Origin of the sequence: Alkaliphilus pronyensis (genome assembly GCF_009017275.1) — a bacterium.
Taxonomy (GTDB): Bacteria; Bacillota; Clostridia; order Peptostreptococcales; family Natronincolaceae; genus Alkaliphilus_C; species Alkaliphilus_C pronyensis.
The window spans coordinates 1-21,216 of sequence record NZ_WBZC01000064.1 but is presented as its reverse complement, the minus strand read 5'-3'; the positions used below and the strand labels follow the sequence as shown (position 1 = coordinate 21,216).

At 34.7% G+C, this 21,216-nt stretch carries 20 protein-coding genes; 5 read left to right on the top strand and 15 right to left on the bottom strand.

Going from position 1 to position 21,216, the window contains the following annotated elements; genetic code table 11:
• Window positions 1-102: 102 nt before the first annotated feature.
• Together F8154_RS13695 and F8154_RS13690 are read right to left on the bottom strand one after the other, a co-directional pair.
• A complete protein-coding gene (locus F8154_RS13695; protein WP_151862187.1) occupies window positions 103-561 on the bottom strand; it encodes a GNAT family N-acetyltransferase in 459 nt (152 codons plus the stop codon).
• Window positions 562-811: 250 nt separating this feature from the next.
• Window positions 812-1,072, bottom strand: a complete 261-nt coding sequence (locus tag F8154_RS13690) for a YuzF family protein (RefSeq protein WP_207706893.1) — start codon at window positions 1,070-1,072, stop codon at window positions 812-814.
• A 188-nt stretch (window positions 1,073-1,260) separates the two neighbouring features.
• On the opposite strand from F8154_RS13690, the gene F8154_RS13685 reads away from it, so the two are divergent.
• A complete protein-coding gene (locus F8154_RS13685) occupies window positions 1,261-1,992 on the top strand; it encodes an LbetaH domain-containing protein (RefSeq protein ID WP_151862186.1) in 732 nt (243 codons plus the stop codon).
• 214 nt (window positions 1,993-2,206) lie between these two features.
• On the top strand, window positions 2,207-3,709 hold the full coding sequence (locus F8154_RS13680; RefSeq protein ID WP_330577922.1) for a phytoene desaturase family protein: 1,503 nt from the start codon (window positions 2,207-2,209) through the stop codon (window positions 3,707-3,709).
• Window positions 3,710-3,767: 58 nt separating this feature from the next.
• Here F8154_RS13680 and F8154_RS13675 read toward each other — a convergent pair whose 3' ends face one another.
• From F8154_RS13675 to F8154_RS13650, 6 genes are all read right to left on the bottom strand, one after another.
• On the bottom strand, window positions 3,768-4,454 hold the full coding sequence (locus F8154_RS13675; protein WP_151862185.1) for a response regulator transcription factor: 687 nt from the start codon (window positions 4,452-4,454) through the stop codon (window positions 3,768-3,770).
• Complete coding sequence (locus tag F8154_RS13670; protein WP_151862184.1) at window positions 4,447-5,919, bottom strand: HAMP domain-containing sensor histidine kinase; 1,473 nt, start codon at window positions 5,917-5,919, stop codon at window positions 4,447-4,449. The genes F8154_RS13675 and F8154_RS13670 overlap by 8 nt, the downstream gene beginning before the upstream one ends.
• 79 nt (window positions 5,920-5,998) lie before the next feature.
• Window positions 5,999-7,093, bottom strand: coding sequence for an efflux RND transporter periplasmic adaptor subunit (locus F8154_RS13665; RefSeq protein ID WP_151862183.1), 1,095 nt, complete (start codon window positions 7,091-7,093; stop codon window positions 5,999-6,001).
• Window positions 7,083-10,364 (bottom strand): efflux RND transporter permease subunit, encoded by a 3,282-nt coding sequence (locus F8154_RS13660; protein ID WP_151862182.1) that lies wholly within the window; start codon window positions 10,362-10,364, stop codon window positions 7,083-7,085. Before F8154_RS13660 ends, F8154_RS13665 begins: the two co-directional genes overlap by 11 nt.
• 146 nt (window positions 10,365-10,510) lie before the next feature.
• Window positions 10,511-10,825, bottom strand: coding sequence for an AzlD domain-containing protein (locus F8154_RS13655; protein WP_151862181.1), 315 nt, complete (start codon window positions 10,823-10,825; stop codon window positions 10,511-10,513).
• Window positions 10,818-11,540, bottom strand: coding sequence for an AzlC family ABC transporter permease (locus F8154_RS13650; RefSeq protein ID WP_151862180.1), 723 nt, complete (start codon window positions 11,538-11,540; stop codon window positions 10,818-10,820). The genes F8154_RS13655 and F8154_RS13650 overlap by 8 nt, the downstream gene beginning before the upstream one ends.
• A 114-nt stretch (window positions 11,541-11,654) precedes the next feature.
• Between F8154_RS13650 and pdxR the strand changes: the two genes are divergently transcribed.
• From pdxR to F8154_RS13635, 3 genes are all read left to right on the top strand, one after another.
• Window positions 11,655-13,160 carry a MocR-like pyridoxine biosynthesis transcription factor PdxR gene (gene pdxR, locus F8154_RS13645; RefSeq protein WP_151862179.1) on the top strand — a complete coding sequence of 502 codons (1,506 nt, stop codon included), beginning with the start codon at window positions 11,655-11,657 and terminating at the stop codon, window positions 13,158-13,160.
• Window positions 13,161-13,259: 99 nt separating this feature from the next.
• Window positions 13,260-14,048 carry an EFR1 family ferrodoxin gene (locus F8154_RS13640; protein ID WP_151862178.1) on the top strand — a complete coding sequence of 263 codons (789 nt, stop codon included), beginning with the start codon at window positions 13,260-13,262 and terminating at the stop codon, window positions 14,046-14,048.
• Between the two features lie 85 nt (window positions 14,049-14,133).
• Window positions 14,134-15,348 (top strand): NAD(P)/FAD-dependent oxidoreductase, encoded by a 1,215-nt coding sequence (locus F8154_RS13635; protein ID WP_151862177.1) that lies wholly within the window; start codon window positions 14,134-14,136, stop codon window positions 15,346-15,348.
• 63 nt (window positions 15,349-15,411) lie between these two features.
• Here F8154_RS13635 and F8154_RS13630 read toward each other — a convergent pair whose 3' ends face one another.
• The 7 genes from F8154_RS13630 to F8154_RS13600 form a co-directional block, all read right to left on the bottom strand.
• Window positions 15,412-16,212, bottom strand: coding sequence for an alpha/beta fold hydrolase (locus tag F8154_RS13630; RefSeq protein ID WP_151862176.1), 801 nt, complete (start codon window positions 16,210-16,212; stop codon window positions 15,412-15,414).
• A gap of 64 nt (window positions 16,213-16,276) precedes the next feature.
• Entirely contained in the window at window positions 16,277-17,227 is a 951-nt protein-coding gene (locus tag F8154_RS13625; RefSeq protein ID WP_151862175.1) for a hypothetical protein, read from the bottom strand.
• A gap of 111 nt (window positions 17,228-17,338) precedes the next feature.
• Entirely contained in the window at window positions 17,339-18,169 is an 831-nt protein-coding gene (locus tag F8154_RS13620; RefSeq protein WP_151862174.1) for a GNAT family N-acetyltransferase, read from the bottom strand.
• 409 nt (window positions 18,170-18,578) lie between these two features.
• A complete protein-coding gene (locus F8154_RS13615; RefSeq protein WP_151862173.1) occupies window positions 18,579-19,586 on the bottom strand; it encodes a permease in 1,008 nt (335 codons plus the stop codon).
• A 120-nt stretch (window positions 19,587-19,706) separates the two neighbouring features.
• Window positions 19,707-19,976 carry an ArsR/SmtB family transcription factor gene (locus F8154_RS13610; protein ID WP_151862172.1) on the bottom strand — a complete coding sequence of 90 codons (270 nt, stop codon included), beginning with the start codon at window positions 19,974-19,976 and terminating at the stop codon, window positions 19,707-19,709.
• 165 nt (window positions 19,977-20,141) lie between these two features.
• The gene (locus tag F8154_RS13605) at window positions 20,142-20,387 is read right to left on the bottom strand and encodes a hypothetical protein (protein WP_151862171.1); all 246 of its coding nucleotides are present in this window, start codon (window positions 20,385-20,387) and stop codon (window positions 20,142-20,144) included.
• A 1-nt stretch (window position 20,388) separates the two neighbouring features.
• Window positions 20,389-21,216: aromatic amino acid ammonia-lyase (locus F8154_RS13600; protein WP_192930309.1), on the bottom strand; the 828-nt coding region annotated here is incomplete at its 5' end.

The window sequence follows — 21,216 nt, the reverse complement described above, 5'->3', positions numbered from 1 at the left end:
ACTGCCTGTCGCACAAAAATGACCCCTATGGAGTGTAGGTGTCATTATTTGCTTGCAGATTATATTTTTGAGGGTTTAATTAGACTTTAAGTTGTTTAGTTACTATTTATTAACTTCCTCTAATATGATTTTACTTGGATAAAAATTATAATGTTTATAAAAATCTATTACAGCCTCGTTGCCTGTAGCAACCCCTATAGTCTTACTCTTAACCTTATGCTTGTTCAACCAATCAATGGAATTAACCATTAGTTGATGTCCAACACCATATTTCCTATAATCTTCATCTACATATAGAGAGTCTACTTCACCATTTAAATCATCAGATATTGTGCTTATGCAATAGCCTATATATGTATTTAAAGCCGTATCCTTAACTAAATTTATGTAGATATTTTTTACATCCTTAAACTTATTATTTCTCTTTTCAAATGTCATGCTCCTAAACCTATCAGCATAATGTACTGAGTTATTTATATGGTGTATGTTTAGCTTTTGCCATAAAGGTTTTACCTCTTGTAATAGCTCAAGTGACCCTTCAATATATTGTATGTTTTCCATTTTAATCATCCCCTCATGTTGTATACTTGTTCATTTACATTATATTAAAACCGGTAATAAATAATCAATTATAAACATTCGAAGCTGTAGTAGTACAGATTTAAAGGAGGCAATATATTTGTTTAGGAATGTAAAAACTATAGAACTCAACTAGACAGTGAGAAGCTAATTATTTATGTAGAAACAAAAAAAGAAGCCAAAAACCTCTTTTGACTCCTGTTAAATAAAAATACAAAGCAATAGCTGAAAACTATTTAGGCATAATATATACGATTTCCTGTATACGTACAAAGAAGGTAGTATCATTACCACTGGATTGTAACACGATATGATCTGGTCTTACATCTACCAATACCCCCTGCAGCCCTCCTCTAACAGTTTCAATAACTACATGGGTACCTATAATAGTTTTTAATGTTTCTACTACAAAGGGGTCTATTAATGTTGTATAATTTAACATCATTTTATCAAACTTCTGCATCATTGGATTCACATAGGGCTGATAATACATTGTTATACCTCCTATAGGTTGAGTTTTTCTTCAATACATATTATGAATATTGTAGCGTTATGGTTCAATTATATTTAGTTTCAGTCTGTTACGTATATCTGCCAGTTTGTAATTCATTAAGCAAATTGGTACTTTTTTTTATCTTATTCATATTATAGAAGCAAAATTTATTTATAAGGGTGATTTAAATGAATAATATCTATAGCGTAGGCAAGCCATACTCTTTTACCCATAACCTACAATTTCAACAAAGCTGTAGCCCAATTAATATTTATGCTGCATTTATCGGGCCAAACCCAGTTACATCCTTTATTCCCTATGCTTATTTCCCAAGCATAGATCCCTCTAGTCTAATTGGACCCTTTTCTACCATAATTGGAGCAGTTAAAATAAGCTCTAATGTATTTATTGGACCAAACACATCAATAAGGGCCGATGAGGGCTACCCCTTTTATATTGGAAAGAACACTAACCTTCAGGATGGTGTAATTTTACATGGTCTTAAAGACGAAAGAATTAGAGTTAAAAATGACTTATACTCAATTTATATTGGTGATAACGTTTCATGTGCCCATGGCTGTATTGTTCATGGACCCTGCTTTATAGGTGATAACTCCTTTATTGGCTTTAACTCAATAGTACTAAACGCTATTATTGAGGATAATGTGTATGTATCTTCAGATTCTACTATTACCAATGGGGTAACAGTGCCAGCAAATAGCTTTGTACCTCCAGGTGCATCTATAGATACCCAAGAAAAGGCTAATGCTTTAAATGGGGTGCCTGCTGATAAAGAAGCTTTTGCTAAAGAGGTTATTCGAGTTAATACTGAGTTTCCTAAGAGCTACTCTATTCTATTGGGATGCCATACCTGTAGCTGTGGCTTATCATGTGATGATCCCCTCTGCTCAAAGCTGTAGACAGTAATACTGTAATGTAATAAATTAGCACCTAGTAATACTAAGTTTCATTGTTTAAGTATTATATCCAGTGGTATTTATAAATTATAGTGACTACTATGGCAATAGGGTTTTCAGACCCAAACCAGTTAATATAATGAAAAAAACAAGCAGTAAATTATAAACAGTAGAACTAAATTATTAGGATTAGGGGAGATCAAAAATGTAAAAAACCATTACCATCATTGGAGCAGGCCCTGGAGGACTTACCGCAGGAATGTTATTGGCAAGTGAAGGATATGAGGTTAATATATTTGAGAAACAAGCTTTTGTTGGGGGGCGGACTTCTACCTTTGAGATGGATGGTTATAAGTTTGATCTTGGTCCTACCTTTTTAATGATGAAGGATGTTCTTGAGGACATGTTCTCCCGTAGTGGTAGAAACATTGAAGATTACTTAAGTATTGAATCAATTAATCCTCTATATCGCATTGTATACGGAAATGGAAGGGAGTTTTTTCCCTCTGGTGATGCTGTACAGATGGAAAAGGAGCTTGAGAAACTGTTTCCTGGTAATGTTGATGGATATAGACGCTTTATGAAGAAGGAAAAGAAAAAATTTGATTTGTTATTTGACTGTCTAAAGCAAACCTATTTATCTCCTAAGGACTTCTTAAAAAAAGAATTTCTTAGGGCTGCTCCCTACCTCGGAGCCAATGAAAGCCTATTTGATGTTTTGGGAAAATATTATAATGATGATGACCTTAAAATGGCCTTTACCTTCCAAGCTAAATATTTAGGAATGTCGCCCTGGGACTGCCCTGGCGGTTATAGTATTATCTCCTATATTGAGCATGCGGCAGGTGTGCATCATGTTATGGGGGGCTTTGGAGAAATATCTAAAGCTATGGCTAAGGTTATTGAAGAAGAAGGTGGAGCTATTCATCTTAATACTCCAGTTAAGGAATTGATTATAGAAAATGGTAATGTTATAGGGGTTCTCTTAGAAAATGGCTCTAAGCACCTTAGTGATTATACTGTTATTAATGCTGACTTTGCCTATGCAATGAATAATTTAGTTGATGATAAACACAAGAAAAAGTATACCCGTAAAAAAGTTGAGAAAAGCAAATATTCATGCTCAACCTTTATGCTGTACCTAGGGGTGGATAAGGTATACGATATTCCCCACCATAATATTATCTTTTCTAATGACTATAAAAAAAATGTAGAAGAGATTTCCCAGAGTAAGATTTTATCTCAAGAGCCATCTATATATGTTCAAAATGCAGTCATAACCGACAAAGCTTTGGCTCCTAACAGTAAATCTACAATATATGTGCTTGTACCAGTGCCTAACAACACCAGTGGAATAGACTGGGAGAAGGAAAAAGCTGCCTATAGGCAAAAAACTTTAAATATATTAGAGGAAAGGGCAGGCCTTTCGGACCTTCGTAAGCATATTGAGGTAGAGAGAATGATAACACCAATTGAATGGGAAAATGAAATGGCTGTTTATAAAGGGGCTGTCTTTAATCTCGGTCATAATATCTCACAAATGATGTACTTTAGACCCCATAACAAATTCAGGATTTTAACAAATGCTATTTGGTTGGAGGAGGGACACATCCTGGCAGTGGTTTGCCCACCATCTTTGAGTCTGGTAGAATTACTTCTGACCTTATTCTCATTGAAGATGGCAGGCCTGTTCCAAACAGGGATAAGCAAGGTAGCTTAGCTTTATCTAAATAGTTTTAACATAAAAGCTGTACAACTCAATGTACAGCTTCTCTTTATTATAGAAAGCGATAACCTACCCCCCAAATGGTTTCAATGAACTGAGGTTTAGATGAGTCATATTCAATTTTTTCACGTATTTTTCTTATGTGGACTGTTACCGTAGATATATCTCCTATGGAGTCCATTCCCCAAATTCTTTCAAAAATTTCTTCTTTACTAAAAACTCGATTGGGGTTACGTGCCATGAGTAATAAAATATCAAACTCTTTTGCTGACAGATTTATTTCTTTATTGTTTATATATACTCTTCTGGAATAGCTATCAATGGTGATACCCTTCATCTCTATTACGTCGTTTACCTTCTTTTCTTTATTAACCAATCGGTCATATCGGTTAAGGTGAGCCTTTACTCTAGCCACCAGTTCATTTGGACTAAAGGGCTTTGTGATATAGTCATCTGCACCTAATCCTAGACCACGTATCTTGTCAATTCCTTCGGATTTTGCAGATACCATTAAGATTGGTATATCCTTTTTCTCTCTTAGCTCTTTACATATTTGAAATCCGTCTATGGAGGGAAGCATCAAATCTACTATTATTAGGTCAAAGTTTTCCTTCACTGCCCTTTCAAGCCCAAGCCGCCCTGAAGTCTCAACCTGTACCTCAAAACCATTTATTTCTAAATAATCCTTTTCTAATTCAGCAATGCTTATATCGTCTTCAATAATTAATATTCTACTCATACCTGTTGCTACCTCCTTCCACCTTCATTAGAGAAAAGAATATACTGGTTCCTTCATTGAGCTTACTTTCCGCCCATATTGTACCTCCCAGCTTTTGAATAATTTGCTTTGATATGGCTAAGCCTAGTCCGCTACCTCCTATGGAGGTGTTCCTTGACTTATCTGCCCTGTAGAACCTATCAAATATATAGGGTAGGTCTTCCTGAGATATGCCCTTTCCATTATCCCTTACTTCTACAACAACCACTTCTCCTTTGTCCTGTACAGTAACATCTATCTGTAATGGCTTTTCGCCAATGTATTTGATTGAGTTACCAATAATGTTACTAATCACCCTCTGTAGCTGCTGTATATCTACCTTTACCATTAGTTGCTCTTTGTGGTGGTTTAACTGTATTTTTCCACCCTTTTTTTCTATATCTAACCCTAAATCCTCAACACAGTATTTCAAGTACTCTACAATGTCTACAGGCTGTAGGTTAAAACTAACCTCCTTCAGCTCTAGCTTAGAAAATAGAAATAGTTCGTTAATTAAAGTCTCCATATCGCATGCTTTTTTATAAATGGTATGAATGTATTTATCCATTTTTTCAGGTGATCCTGCAATACCATCCTTTATTCCTTCTATATGTCCCTTAATTGACATAATTGGTGTTCTAAGATCATGGGATATATTGGATATTAAGTTTTTTCTATTTTCTTCATATTTTTTCTGTACATTAAATGATTCCTTCAAGTTCCTTCTCATATCTTCAAAGGCATTGCTTAAATCTCCAAGCTCATCATTTAAGTGGGGTTTAATCTCATAGTCCAGCTCCCCCTCTTTAATTCTTTTGGAGGCCTCCTTTAGTTTTTTAATAGAGGTAATAATCGGCCTATGCATAGAAAAGGTCAACAGACTGGTAGTGCATATTAAAACACCAATTACTTTTAGGGTAAAATCCCTCATCCATCTGTTAACTCTTTGCTTTGCCCTTTCTATATTGATAACGAAAAACAAAGAGTTCTCAGATTGATCCTGAAGGTAGTAGTCCTGCTGTCCGTAGATAAAATGCTTCCTTTCACGAAATGATATATGTTCTTGCTTTTCTGTTGATTTAAAGGCTGGAAGTAGAGACTGTAAATCCTTTATGTCTAAAATACTTGATGCATACATAACTTCACCATTTTTTCTCCAAACTATCCCAGCGTGAATATCCTCTAACCCATTGTCAAGTGACTGAATAAACTTTAAGTCACCTAGCTTTTCCTTCTGAGTAACTTCTTGATAGTTTACTTTGTTCCATAACTCTTTATTTTCTAATGTATATAGAGCTTGAAGCTGAAATGGATTATTGGCACCTAACATTCTAACATCCTCTCCAACAAAAAAGCTGTTTGAAAAAACTGTTAGAACAATAATTAACATACCGGGAATTACAATCATTCCAATATATGACAATATTAATCGTATCCTAATTGACATGGAAACCTCCTATTGTTATGCCTTTATCCATATCATACCTCAAACTCCATGGTTAGACAAACTCTTATACATACTGAGTCTAATTTTGATTTACAACTTTAATCTCGGTCTGTTCATCAATATACTCATGACCCATAACTATAAGCATATCTCCTGCCTTTAGTCCTTTTACAATCTGAACCTCTCCATCCTTTGTAAGGCCTTTTTCAACGGCTACCTTTTTAGGCTGTTGGTTCTCTACAATATATACATAGCTTCTACTGCCTTCTGATAATATGGTCTTTTTAGGAACTACAATTTGATTATCTAGTGTTTCCAGCTCAAATGCTATTTCTGCAAACATTCCATGCTTTAAGAAGGAACCATCATTTTCAATTACTATTTCTACAGGGTACATATTACTGTTATTAACTCCAACTGGATTAATGGTTTTTACTTTTCCTATATATTGCTGTTGCTGAACAGTTACTTTTACTTGATTCCCAACGGATATAGTATTGACAAAATCCTCTGATACATTTGTTTTCACAAGCATTGGGTCTAGCTTTGATATTATGAAGGATGCCCCTGAAGTCCTTTCTCCAATTTCAATATTTCTGGAGGATACAACTCCAGCTATGGGGCTTCTAATTATTGTATCCTCTATAGATGAATTAAAGCTTACTGTATTGCTTTCTAATGTCTTTTTTGCTTGCTGGTAATTTAGACTTGCTCTATCAAGGGCTACTTGAGCATTCTCAAGATCTTCTTTTGAAACAGCGTTGGCTTCATACAAGGATTTAATGCTATTATAGTTCCCTAATGCGTCCTCGTACATAATTCTGCTATCCTCTACAGTTTTTTGTAAGCTATTTTTTTGCATATCAATGTTATTTAGCAAATCTTTGTTTTCTAATGTGTATAATATATCTCCTTCCTTTACTTTATCTCCAACATTGAAATTAATGGTTTTTACTATACCATTGGCATTACCAGACACAATGACTTCCTCATATGCATGTAGCTTTCCTACTGTGTCATACTGCTGAGTTATTGTTTTCACATCCACAGCTATTGTTTCTACAGGAACTTTACTGTTTGTATCTACAACCTTCTCACCTCTTGCTGATGCACAACCAGATAACCCTATGGCAATAGTTAATAATCCCAATAATAGTATTTTTTTAATTTTCAATGCTAACCTCTCCTTTCGATTGTCCTCTTTCTACAAATATAGGTATTCTTCTTTTAACCCTTACTTTTATTCCCTCCACCATTGAATATAATATTGGAATCAAAATAAGTGTAAGAAGTGCACATACCATCAGACCAAATATTAAAACAAATCCTATTTGACCATAATCCTGCTCCTTCAAAGCTAAGGGTAGTATTCCACCTATAGTTGTGATGGAGGTTGCCAGTACAGGTAAGAATCTGGTTTTACCCGCTTCTATTATGGCTTCCTTCATTTGATTTCCGTTTTTTCTAAGGTAGTTTGTATAGTCCACCAGAACAATAGCCTCATTAACGGCAATACCTACTAGTGCTACAATTCCCATAAATGCATACAGTCCAAAGTTATTATTGGTTATAATTAAGCCTGCTATGGCACCTATCACAGATAATGGAACTGCAAACAATATAACAAGAGGCTGTGATAGTGAGTTAAACTGTACTGCTAATATAATGAACACTAACAATATTGCCACCATCATGTTAAAAAACATATCTGTAAAGGATTCTGTAATGCTTTCGTTATCACCACCATATGAAATGGTAATTCCCTTAGGTATTTGGTAGTCCTCTATTTTAGACTGAAACTGCCTTAAAATTTCCGTTGAGTTTGCTCCGGCCTTTATATTACTGTCAACCGTAACCACTCTTTCCAGATCTTCGTGTTCTATGGCACTAATTCCCTGAGTTTCAACAAGCGATGCTACTCTAGAAAAGGCAATTTTTTCTCCGCTGGTAGAGGTAAAGTATAGCTGTTGAAAATCATTTATACTTGTAAGTTTCCCCTTGCTAGTTTTTATTCGTATGTCTGTTTCCTCTTGATTCTTTTTTAGGGTTGATACATCCACACCTTGAATAGCATTTCTTATTTCAAGGGATATTTTTTGTGGGTCTAATCCCAACATACTGGCTTGTTGTTTATCTATATGAACCTGAAGCTCTCTTTCACCTTCTCCTAAGCTTGTTCCAACTTCAGTTGTACCAGGTACAGTTTTAAGGATGTCCTTAAAGTCATTGGCAACTATTTCTAGCATATCTAGGTTGTCTCCAATTAGCTTAATGTTGATGGGACTTCCTGTATTAGGTGCAAAGGTGGATTGCTTAACCATTATCTTGGCACCAGCAATATCAGCAAAGTCAGCCCTCAAGCTATCCATAATCTCAACACTACTACGCTCTCTTTTGTTATCCTCCACCAGTTCTACAGAAATTTGTGCAATGTTGGGATTGTCACCTCTATTTACCAAATCATTTCCTCTATTTCCTATTTTACTTACAAAACTAATCATCTCTGGATAGGTGAATAAAGTCTTTTCAACTTTTTCTACTATATTTTGTGTGTCCTCCAATAGATAGCCTGAAGGTGTATCAACATCAATAGTTAGATTAGTGCTATCGGATGAGGGTAATAATTCAATCTTTAATAGTCCTAAAGGAATTGTCATTAAACTCCCAAAGAATAATAGTATAGCAATAAGAATGGCTGCTACTCTCTTTCCCTTGCTATTCAGTAATGTCTCCATCATGGCTTCGTAATACTTTATAAATGATATGTCTCCATGACTCTTACCAGCAAACTTAAATTGCTTTAGTGCCATAGCTCCTGAAAACAAGACTCCACAAATTATAGACAGCATACCTATTCTTCCGTCCTGCATAAAGGCATACAAGGAAAGTATGAAAATAAAGACTACCGATAGGATTTTTCTTGCCTTTACCAGCTTTCCTTTGTTTTTAGTTTCTTTGACTTTATGGATACTTAAAAACCTAGAACAAAGGGTGGGGGTAATACTAAGAGACATAATAAGTGATGCGGCAATAGAAAATATAATTGTTATGGGAATATTCTTTAAAAACTCTCCTATCATTCCAGACATGGTTGCCATAGGTAAAAAGGCTACAATTGTTGTTAATGTGGAGGAAAAAACCGCTGGTGCCACTTGATTTGTAGCTTTCTTAGAAGCTGTAACCACATCTAAGCCTTCTTCACGAACTCTGTCTATATTTTCCATAATAACTATGGCATTGTCTACAAGCATACCTAATGCTAAAATAAGTCCAACCAAAGACATGGAATTTAGGCTCATATTACTGAACTCCATTAGGTAAAAGCTAATAAACAAGGATAGAGGGATAACAAGTGCTACAATAATGGATTCTCTTAAGCCGATTAATAAATACAATACTATAATAACAACTAATAATCCTGATAAAGCATTTCCTACAACATCATCAAGGGTTTCATTAACCTCAACCCCTGTATCATCAGTTATTGTAACAAAAACATCCTGGGGATAAAGATTTCCCTTTCCTTCATCAAGTATATTTTTAATTTTCCCACTTAGCTCCGTTGCATCACCATCACTGTCCTTCATAATCGACAGTGTAATTACAGGTGTAGACTCTTTTTCTTGAGATAATCTACTATCATAAATTTTTGAATAGGAGGTGGCTTCTGTTGTTGTATCCACAACCTGTGCAATGTCCTTAACAAAGATAGGGACCCCATTTTGAAGGGTGACAATAATATTCTCAAGTTCATGTATATCACCAAAGGAAGCAGGTACACGTACATTAAACTGGGTATCATCCAGCTCTATATCTCCTCCTGGCATACTAATATTGGCGTTAACGATGGCACTTCTAATTTGGTTGGTAGAAACATTATAGGTAGCTAGTTTGGCAGGATCCACATATATATGAATTTCCCCCTCTACACCTCCAACCATAAGCACCTCACTGATTCCCCCCAATTGCTGAATTTCCTTTGAGACATCTTCAGCTATATGGGTTAAGGTTGTTAAATCATACTCGCCACTGATGTTTAATGCCATCATGGGTAAATCGCTAGATTCTATACCTCTAATTATAGGTGACTGACTATCCTCAGGTAGTTCATTCTGAATCTCGCCCATTTTGTTTCTAATCTCATTAATTTTATCGTCAATATCAGTGCCAACTTCAAATTCGACTCTTATTATTGACATACCATTGCTAGATGTAGACTTAATAGATTCTACGTCCTCAAGCTCCTTAAGCTTACCTTCAATCTTATCGGTGATAAGGCTTTCTACTTCCTGTGGAGCAGCGCCAGTGTATACTGTGGTCACAATACCCATTGGCATTGTCACGTCCGGCATTTCTTCTCTTGTTAGATTAAAGTAAGATAGTAGTCCTACAATTATTATGGCTACAATGATTAGATAGACAACTCGATATCGGTTAATAAACATGCTGCTAATTTTACCTAATAAATTATGAGACTCGTTACTAATATAGACTCACTCCTCTTATTGACGTTAGTTCTATAATAGGAGATGAATCTTAAGTATAATGAAACAAATTATTAAAATTATCTTAATCAAAAACTAAAAAAGTATTAATTGCTTAAATATAGCATAATAGCCATTCCTATGAAAATTGTAGCTAACACATTTTTAGTTTTATAGGCGATAAATGAAGCAATAATACCCGCAATAAGATAACTGTTACTAAATGTTATATCTAAATAGCCCTTAGGTAGTATAATAGCTGGAACAATTAAAGCTGCCAAAAATGCTGTTGGTACGTGCTTCAGCCACCTCTCCAGCCAAGCAGGTATTCCTGTATTGGCAAATATAAGCTGAGCTCCAATACGTGTGATAAATGTTACTAAAGCCATACCTATAATGATAGCCATTAATTTACTATCCATTCTCTCTTCCCCCCTCAATTAAGCCTCCAACAACACTTGCAACCAAGGCAGCTAAAATAATATACCATTTACCAGGTAGGTACAAGCTCCCCAAAACAGCTACCACAGCAGACACTAAGGTTACAATTAAAGGGGTTTTACTGGTTAATCGAGGTATTAGTAAAACCAGAAAGGTTAAAGGGATGATAAAGTCAAGACCCCACTCCAGTGGATTAGGTATACTATAGTAAAGAGAAGCCCCTATAACTGTTGCTATTGCCCAAACAATGTATAAAAGAAAGCTTACCCCCAGCTGATAATAGCCACTATAGCCCTTTTTTTCAGTTCTACTGATGGTTAAGGCATAGCTCTCATCTGTCATACTGAAGGCTAAAAGATACTGGATGGCTTTAGATTGCTTAAAAAGATGAGGTGCTAAGGATGCCCCCATCAATAGGTGCCTTAAGTTTATTAAAAAAGTGGTAAATACTATTACTCCCCAATTCAAAATACCAGAGTTAATCATTGCAATTGCCATAAACTGTGCTGCCCCTGCAAAAACCGTCAAGGACATAAAGGTAATTTCAAATACTGAAAAGCCTGCAGTTCTGCCCATTATTCCACAGGTCAAGCCAAAGGGGATAACCCCAGCAGTAATTGGGAGACAATCCTTAAAAGCCTCTTTCCATATGAGAACCTTCGTTCTTTTTAGTATATTTGATTTAGATTTACTCATTATTAACACCAACTCCCCTCATTTTTTATTATAATTAAGAAGGAAACATTAATTAAATATCCAATTACATAAATATTCAGTATAATTGGATACCAAAGAAGGGAGTCGTGATTAATGGATATATCCAAATTGATAGTTAATACACAATTAAATGATTCTTCTCCATACTATCTTCAGATTGCAACAATAATAAAAGCTAAAATTGATGATGGCTCCTTAACAGTTGGAGATAAACTCCCTTCAGAGAGGGAACTGGCATTATTGTTTAAGGTCAGTAGAACCACCGCAATTAATGCTTATCGCCACTTAGAGAAGTTAAGCTATATACATATAAGGAAAGGTAGCGGTACATATGTCAGGGACAAGTATGCTTTGCAAGTTAAATCCACTGAAATTCCTTGGCCACAGCTGCTTAAACCCTATATTCAGCCTTCGATGGCTACACTTATGAGTGAACTTTTGGTTAATAATGTGGGGGACGATAAAATATCTCTTGATGCTGGTATGCCAGATCCTAATTATTATCCTATTAATGTGTTTAATAAGCTTCAAGTGGATTTTTTTCCAAAACTAAATCCTAGGGATTTTGGGCATATACCTGTTCATGGATACCAGCCCTTGAGACATACTATTACAGAGATGTTAGGTTCAGAAGGTGTCAAGTGCCATTGTGACGATGTAATAATTTTATCAGGATCACAGCAGGGCTTGTACCTTTCTGCTAGAGTATTAATTGAGCCCGGGGATTATGTTATTATACAAGCCCCTACATACTTAGGAGCTATACAAGTTTTCCAGTCATTAGGAGCAAGGATATTAAGCCTACCTGAAGGCAATAGCTTTCCCTTTGAAATATTGGAGGATTATTTAACACGATACAGACCAAAATTAATGTACTGTATTCCTAGCTTCCATAACCCAAACGGCAATACTATAACCATTGAGGATAGAAAAAGGCTTATTCAGCTGGCAGCACGTTATAGACTAGCAATTTTAGAAGATGACCCTTATAGTAAACTATATTATGAAGACATACCACCACTAAGCTTAAAAGCATTAGATACCTATGGAGGAGTAATATATATGAGTACTTTTTCTAAAATTTTAATGCCGGGTTTAAGACTGGGATATATGGTGGCCCAACCAGCTTTTATTAATAGAATTATTTTGGAGAAGCAGTATGTCGATTTACATAGCAGTAACATTTCCCAGTGGCTCCTTAACCTATTCATTACAGAAGGATACCTAGAAAAGCATTTGAAAAAAATGCGTACTATCTATAAAAATCGTAGAAATGCTATGGCTGAGTACCTTAGCTACAGTCTTAAAGCAAAGCTATCATTCCAGGTGCCTAAAGGGGGATTTTACATGTGGTGTAAAATCAATGAAAGGTTTTCATCAACAAAACTACTACAGGAGGCTTTAAAAGTTGGAGTTTCCTTCATACCAGGGGAAGGGTTTTACTCTACTTCAGAAAACAACCAGGAGCTTCGCCTTTGCTTCTCCCAACATAATCAAAAAACAATAATTGAAGGTATAAGTAGATTAGAAAAAGCAACTGGTAGACTATCAAAATTTAAGCTATCTAATCCTAAAAGAAATGTAAAACCAATAATTTAAAGCTAACAGCAAAACTAATGCTTAGTTTAAAGTAGATGCTATGCACCTTAGGAGTGACTTTATTGTTTGCTATAAAAATAGTTGAAGGGAGTTAATATTATGAAATTAGTGTATTATTTTAGTGGTACAGGAAACTCTTACTATGCTGCTAAAATTATAAGTCAACAACTAGGTGCAACTTTACTACCAGTGCTTTCGTTGAAGAAGGGGGATTCCATCAAGGCGGATTTTTTATGCTTTGTCTTTCCCATATACGATTTTAAAGCACCTAAAAAAGTATTGGAAACAATAGAAAACTTGTCAGAGGTTCAAGCAAACAGTATTGTTGCAATAGCCACATATGGAGTGGCACTTTCAAAAGCACTGTACAATTTCAATGAAGTTTTAGAGAAAAAGGGAACTGGTTTATCACAGGGCTATGGAATTAAGTTTCCCCACAACGCTGTTGGTTCCATCAGCTTAAGCCAAAGTGAAATTTCCAGCAGGCTTAATAAGGCAGAGGAAAAGCTAACACAAATAGTATATAACATAAAAGAGCAAGAATACTCCACCATAGAGAAAACCTCATTGTTTGAGGATATGACTATAATTAAACAGATGCCAGTATTACTAAAATTTCTGTATATCCTACTCACTAAAGGTGCTAACTCCCTTAAATTTAATACAACTAAGGATTGCACCAGCTGTGGTCAATGTGTAAAAATATGTCCTGTAGATAATATACAGCTTAAGGGAAGCCTTCCTGTTTTTGGTGATAATTGTACATCATGCTTTGCATGTATTCAATGGTGTCCCCAACATTCAATTCATATGGGAAAATATAGCTTTAAGGAAATTTATATACAGTCCTACCGCCATCCAAAGGTTAAGGCTACAGATTTAATGTAGTAAAGCAATACATAACATATTTAGTCTAGGTTTGGTAATACTACTTTAAACACGACTTATATTATAACGAGGTGGTTGGACAATTATGAATTTACAATCTGGCAAGTTTTATTGGCCTACAACATTAGAAAACACCCCTGTTTATGAATCTTTAAAAGAAAACATTGAATGTGATGTTTTAATTGTGGGTGGCGGAAGCTCAGGTGCACAATGTGCCCACTACCTTAGTGAAGCTGGATTAGATGTTGTTATTGTAGATAAACGAAAGGTAGGACAAGGCAGTACATACTGCAACACTGCTCTCATTCAATATCTAGGTGAAAAAACCTTTACTCAATTAAGTAATAGCTTTGGTGAAAAAAATGCTGCTCATCATCTTAAGCTATGCGAAGAAGGAATGAATGAAATTGAAAAAGTTTGTTATTCTTTAGATATACAGCCTGACTTCCAAAGAAGAGACTCTCTTTATTACGCAAGCTATCAAGAGGATGTAGAAAAGCTTGAAAAGGAATACTCCCTTTTAAAGAAACACGGCTTTCAGGTGGAGTTTTTCACAGAAGAGGAAATTAGCAAGCACTATCCCTTTAGTAAGCATGCCGCCATTTACTTTAGAAATGATGCAGAGTTAAATCCATATAAGTTTACCATTGGTTTACTTGAGAAGGTTAAGAGTAAAGGTGTTAGAATCTATGAGGAAACAGAGGTGAAGGGTAGAGGCATTGAGAAGGATGGAGTAGTCATGTTTACAACTAATGGATATTCCATTAAAGCTCAGCATGTAATTGTAGCTGCTGGTTATGAGTGCTTAGATTTTAAAAAGGATAAAAATGCAGTAATAGTTAGCTCCTACGCAGTTGTTACCACTCCAATAGATGACTTTTCCTCATGGTATAAACGCTCATTAATTTGGGAAACTGCACGACCCTACATTTATATGCGTACAACAGCTGATAACAGAGTAATCATTGGAGGCCTAGATGAAAACACTAAATATCCTCAGCAAAGGGACTCTATGTTAACAAGCAAAAAGGATAAAATAATTGATGAGTTTAACAAGCTTTTTCCAGATATTTCAGTAGAGCCAGAGTTCTATCTATCTGCCTTCTATGGTGGTACCCATGATGGTTTGCCTATGATTGGAATTTACAAGGAGCTTCCGCACTTTTATTTACTCATGGGCTATGGTGACAATGGTACTGTTTACAACATGGTTTTGGCTAAAATTTTGAGGGATGTTATAACTAAAGGAACACATCCAGATTTAAAGCTGTATCTCCAAACTCGACCAATAATAAACTAATGATACATCTCGTTTAAGACATTAGACCAATGAATAAAATACCTCAGCTACTATAGCTGAGGTCTATTTTATTGTGTGCATAAAAGAAACAAGCAGTTGATTAAACTCCTTATAGTTATCATAATTTGCATTATGGGAAGCGTTTTTTATTACATTTAAAGGAAAACCTGTTTTGTCTGCCCAGCAATCGTTGTATTTTTTCACATATCCAGTATTATCATACTCACCATAGGTTAATAAAACTGGACAGTTAAAATCAACCTCCTCTTCAACCTTTAGGAACTCACCATAGACAGAAGAAGCAGCCTTTAGCATATCTTTTTTACCCAGCTTCACAAGTGCATTGTGCATGTTTTCTCTGGACTCATCAGTTATTGTAACAGCTTTAGCACCTGCTTTACAGTATAGGCTATAGGGGTAAAGCATGGCAATACTGGAATAATGCTTAATCCAAAATAGCTCAGATTTCTTATAATAGCTATTGCCAAAAGGGGTTGTACCAACGCCTACAAATCCAATTACTTTTTCCTGATATTCATTGATAAAGGCCTGAGCTATATAGCCTCCAGCCGATTGTCCCACTAATACTGTCTTTTCAACCTTCTCCTGTTTAAGTATTTCTAAAAGCTCTTTGTTTACATTAGCGAAGGAGAAATCCTGATAGGGTCTTGATTTTCCATGCAATGGAATATCCCAGCTTATTAATTTATAGTCATTTGCTAGATGCTGTACTTGCTTGTCAAAAAGGGTATGATCTGCTGTTAATCCGTGGCAAAAAACAATAGCCAATTCATTTTCGTTATTGTTCTCATTAGTCCAATAGTAAACTGTTCCTCTTTTTGATTGTATCTTTTTTTCAATCATTTTATCTCCTTCTTTATATGACGTGTCAGTCTGACGGGGTTGTTGGCACCCTATTTAATTTACATTATCTTGTTTTAAATGCTACCTTAACCATTGCAATTAAATACAGTGGTACTGCTGCCACCAGCAGTGCCAAGGGTATTAGCTCTGTAAAGCCTGTATCTAGCTTGCTTTTATAGATATTGTTATACACAATTGATGAAGTCAAGGGTATTAACAATAATATTGGATACTGCCATTTTTTTGTCTTTACCTCAAATCCATCAAACAGTGAATCCCTTTTTTCTGATTTGCCACCTATCCACAAAGCCAAGCAAGTAATTGCCACCATTGGAACAAAGTAGAGAATAGGTAGTATCCCTAAGGATAGTATAATAGTGATAAAGCAAAAAATACTAAACACAGCAAATAAGATAATTTCTAGTTTTGAAATAGCCATTTTAACGGGATTAAAGCTATCAATTGACCAATAGGCTATAATCAATAGAAAAACTGTAAAAAAGCTATATATTACAAAATCCGTTGGTGCTATGGGGGACAAGCCTTCTCCCCAAAACCAAGTAGCCCATATTCCCCAAAAGATCCCAAGAGCAGATGAAAGTAGAACTGTATATAGTGGTTTATTCATATGTAAAACTTTTCTAACCAAATACCACCCAAGAAGTACATCCACAATGACATGCCATCCTATACTGGGCCAAAAAATTGAGTAGGGAAGGGCTTCATAGTAAATTGGAATCACTATGCCTTCTGTCCACCAGCCAAACAGTGCTCCTGCCAGTATTAGCCCCCAAATATTTCTTACCTTAAACTTTTGCAATGCAATCAACATGCTGTAGGAGAAAAAAGCATACATAATAATAAACTCAATGAGGAATACAAGTCCAACAGGATTTGTAGTTAGTGTCTCAACTAAGCCGATAGCTGGCTCTTCATTTAAAAAATAGTACTCAGAAAAGAACAAAAGTATATATGCACTAGCAATAATCATCCATAGTCTTTTTAATGTTTCCATCTTATTTCCTCCTTATGTCGGGGGGACGGGGTTGTTGACATCAATTGAGTATTCACCTCTTATACTGCTGAAGCGTAAAATAAGCAAAAAATAAAGTCCTTAATATATGCCTTAAGATTTCTTAACCATCATATAATCATCATAGCCCTTTGGACAATTGCTAGTAATCATTACTGCTTTATAGCCTCTTTTTTCATAAAAACCTTTAGCTTGAAATGTACAAGTGCCTAAATAAAAATTCTTATAACCTTTCTCTATCGCATCAGCTTCAATAATATCCATTAGTTTTGTAGCAATATCATTACATCTATAAGCTTCATCTACCCACAAAGTTGATACATACAAGTAATCTTGCATAATATACCCATATACTCCACCGACAAATCTTTCTTTATCAAGTGCTACATATTGAATTTCAGTTTTTGCTTCATTAATCTTAAACTTTTTATTATAGATTTTCACTTCTTCATCTACAATCTTTGTGTAATTTTCATGTTTTTCTTTAATTATTTCTATACAATATGTATGATTGACTGGTATAACCGTCATGTTTGTATTTGTCATTATATGGGATTCAAAGCCAATCGGTTTGTCTACTAGCACACCTAGTACTTTGAAGCCTGCTAACTTAAAATCTTCAATACGATGTTTGATATAAGATTCAACTATTATACCTTCTGCTTTTCCTTTATAGAATTGATATAGTTCATTCATAATTGCTATCAAAGCTTTTTTATTATTGTAAAATAGTGATTGCACATTTACCCAATTCCATATAAGCTGTGTATGACAGCCTCCCACTAATTTTTTGTCATCAAGAACATAAACATTAGACGTGGTAGAAGGCGAATCACCTGCAAATGCTTTGTTATATGAAGTCAACCCTTTAATCAAGTCTGTTCTATATTCTAGTTTATGATCCTTTATATAATTAATATTCATTATTCATTTTCTCCTTAATAATAGTATGTCGTATGTCGAAAGAACGTGTCGGGGGGACGGGGTTGTTGACACCTTCAAGTGGAGTAAAATCTCCAACTGACCTAAGTTTTTTTATCTTATGTAATTGTATTATAGTTTTTTACTATGCTTAGTTATGAAAGAGTAAAGTGTTATATGATTTGTAATTTATTTTGCTACAATATATATTTTGAGTGCTTTCAAACAGGTTGTTATATAGCTTTAATTTTATTGTATCACTTTTTAAAAATTAGTAAAGTTTTACTATTCTTGTTTCAACACATACTATATGTTCATTTAATATAACTTAATTTTGTAATAATAACACTATTTTATTTATTAAAGTAGTTTTTTTGAATAAATCAAGGTCATATCTTCCAAAGGCAATGACTTAAAAATAAGTTTGTACTAGGTTAAACATACACCCTATAATTATAATGCCTATAGTTACTATGCTTATAAAAATAGCAAGTAGCTTTTTGCTTAATACGCTCCTTAGCATTATCATGGATGGTAGTGATAAGGCTGCTGCACTCATCATAAAGGATAAAACTGTACCTACCTGTACACCTTGACTAGCAAAAGCTTTACCTATTACAATAGCAGACATCTCATCTGTATATAGAGGTACTCCTATTAATGTGGCTATCAGTACAGATAATGGATTGTTTTCTCCTAAAACTCCAAGAATCCAACCTTGAGGAATCCAGCTTTTTATAATAGTTGCTATCGCTATGCTAATCAATATGTATTTCCATATGCTTTTTAACAGATATATAGTTTCTTTTTTTGCATAAATAATTCTATCAGACACCTGCATTAAGTCTTCATTAACTTCATCACAACTACTACGGTCATTTTGATTTGTTAATATTTTGATTTCTTTACTCAGTTTTAGCCTTTCAATAATAACACCGCCTATTACAGCTAGGAATATTCCAACTAATACATATGCTATACCAATACTAAATCCAAATAGGCTTATTAGAAACAATAATGAGGCCATATCTAATAGTGGTGAAGCTATAAGAAATGAAAAGGTGGCTCCAATTGGAGTGCCTGCTTTATTGAGACCAATAAATAATGGTATAGATGAGCAAGAACAAAAAGGTGAAATTATTCCAAGTGTTGCTCCAATTATATTAGCCATAAAGCCTTTATATCTATAAAGTATTCTCTTTGTTCTTTCTGGAGGAAAATAGCTTTGTATAAATGATATAACAAATATAATGACAAATAATAGTATTATCATCTTTATAAACTCATTTAGTGTGTAGTTTATGCTTTCACCTATTTTAGTTACGGTTTCTGTTTTAAATAGTCTGATCAAATGTGATATTATAACATTTAACCATACTATAGGAATTAACTGCTTAAATTCTAAGATGTAATTTACCATATATGCTTCCCCCTTATTGTTATATCAACTTTTTTTGATGTGTGTAGGAAAAAAATTTACTAGTTAGTTCTAATCAATTAATGTGTTGACTATGCATGTGAATTCAGCTTTTACAACTGCCTATTCAAAGACACTTTTTATAACATTTTCTGTTAGTACTATTGTTAGTACTGCTTTATTTATTTCATAATAGTTCCATTTGCCTTCTGATGTCTTTGTTATAAGATTTGATTCTAATAATAACTTTAGATGATAAGATAATTTTGATTGAGGTATATTAACCTCTTCTACTAAATCACACACACATTTTATCCCATTAATATTTAATGTTTTTAATATTAAAATTCTTTTTTTATCAGCTAATGCTTTAAATACCTTATCATAGTTCATATTTATTCTTCTCCTGTTAATAATATCAACTTTTTTTGATATGTTTACTATACACATATTTTTCCTATTTGTCAATTCCTTCTTTAGTGTCACGGGGACGGATTGTTAAGGGCATGGGCATACATACAAAAGCAGACAAGCTTATATCCCCTTGTCTGCTTCTTTTTATTCTTTAGTAAAATCGCTTTTCCTAAAAATTGACCTTAGTAATATAATCCAGCCCCATGAGATAGATACAGCAGGTAGAGCTGCTGTTAGCCCAGCCTCTAACGGGTGCATTTTTGAGAACTTTAGTGGTGTGAAGAAAATAATAAATGTGATTGTTAGCATTATGAATAAAGTAATTCGCTCGAACATAGATTTTGGAGGTGTAAAAAATATTTTTTTAATATCCATTTGTACTTTCTTCATTTTACTCTAATCCTCCAATCACTTTTTCTACAAGCCTTACAATATACTCTGAATGAATTAAGTCCTTTAAAGTATTTATATGGGGGTAAAGATACATATCCTCTTCCATCACAGGTACTTTTTTGGCTATCTCATCTAAAACTACCTTTGTTGCTTCTGCTGGCATAAGGCCTTCCTTTACATATTGATGGGCCTGGTACACTGATAAAAGCTCTATTGATAGTATATATTCAAGCTTATCTGCTATCTGTCTTGCCTTCTTAGAAGCGTTATATCCCATTGCAACATAGTCCTCTTGATTACAACAGGTTGGTATTGCATCTACTGTTGCTGGATGGGATAAAATTTTCATGTCATTCAATAGTCCGGCTTGGGTATATTGAGGTACCATAAGACCTGAATTAAGTCCTGGCTTTTTTATTAAAAACCATGGATATTCTGATAGACTACCGTCTATCAGCCTATTGTTCCTTCGTTCTGACATCTTTCCAAGCATTGTAGCTGCTATACATGCAGAGTCCATTTCAAGCCCCACATAGGATGAATCAGGGTGCCCTCCCGAGATAACTTCTCCATCCTCCCCTTCGGACCAAATTATAGGGTTATCGCAGCATGAGTTGATTTCTATTTCAATGGTTTTAAGGGCATCCCTTAATGTTTTCTTAGCGGCTCCATGTAACTGTGGTATACACCTAAGTGATAGGGCATCCTGTAGCCTATAGCTTTTATATTCCTTTGCTATCTGAGAAGTTTGTAATATATTCCTTACATTCTTTGCTGTATTTATTTGATCTTCATGGGGTCGTGTACTCATAAGTCTTTCATCGAA

Bases quoted from the DNA above. Each gene is read 5' to 3' on its own strand.
- F8154_RS13695 (WP_151862187.1), bottom strand. From the start codon at position 561: ATGGAAAACATACAATATATTGAAGGGTCACTTGAGCTATTACAAGAG.
- F8154_RS13690 (WP_207706893.1), bottom strand. From the start codon at position 1,072: ATGTATTATCAGCCCTATGTGAATCCAATGATGCAGAAGTTTGATAAA.
- F8154_RS13685 (WP_151862186.1), top strand. From the start codon at position 1,261: ATGAATAATATCTATAGCGTAGGCAAGCCATACTCTTTTACCCATAAC.
- F8154_RS13675 (WP_151862185.1), bottom strand. From the start codon at position 4,454: ATGAGTAGAATATTAATTATTGAAGACGATATAAGCATTGCTGAATTA.
- F8154_RS13670 (WP_151862184.1), bottom strand. From the start codon at position 5,919: ATGTCAATTAGGATACGATTAATATTGTCATATATTGGAATGATTGTA.
- F8154_RS13660 (WP_151862182.1), bottom strand. From the start codon at position 10,364: ATGTTTATTAACCGATATCGAGTTGTCTATCTAATCATTGTAGCCATA.
- F8154_RS13655 (WP_151862181.1), bottom strand. From the start codon at position 10,825: ATGGATAGTAAATTAATGGCTATCATTATAGGTATGGCTTTAGTAACA.
- F8154_RS13650 (WP_151862180.1), bottom strand. From the start codon at position 11,540: ATGAGTAAATCTAAATCAAATATACTAAAAAGAACGAAGGTTCTCATA.
- pdxR (WP_151862179.1), top strand. From the start codon at position 11,655: ATGGATATATCCAAATTGATAGTTAATACACAATTAAATGATTCTTCT.
- F8154_RS13640 (WP_151862178.1), top strand. From the start codon at position 13,260: ATGAAATTAGTGTATTATTTTAGTGGTACAGGAAACTCTTACTATGCT.
- F8154_RS13635 (WP_151862177.1), top strand. From the start codon at position 14,134: ATGAATTTACAATCTGGCAAGTTTTATTGGCCTACAACATTAGAAAAC.
- F8154_RS13630 (WP_151862176.1), bottom strand. From the start codon at position 16,212: ATGATTGAAAAAAAGATACAATCAAAAAGAGGAACAGTTTACTATTGG.
- F8154_RS13625 (WP_151862175.1), bottom strand. From the start codon at position 17,227: ATGGAAACATTAAAAAGACTATGGATGATTATTGCTAGTGCATATATA.
- F8154_RS13620 (WP_151862174.1), bottom strand. From the start codon at position 18,169: ATGAATATTAATTATATAAAGGATCATAAACTAGAATATAGAACAGAC.
- F8154_RS13615 (WP_151862173.1), bottom strand. From the start codon at position 19,586: ATGGTAAATTACATCTTAGAATTTAAGCAGTTAATTCCTATAGTATGG.
- F8154_RS13610 (WP_151862172.1), bottom strand. From the start codon at position 19,976: ATGAACTATGATAAGGTATTTAAAGCATTAGCTGATAAAAAAAGAATT.
- F8154_RS13605 (WP_151862171.1), bottom strand. From the start codon at position 20,387: ATGAAGAAAGTACAAATGGATATTAAAAAAATATTTTTTACACCTCCA.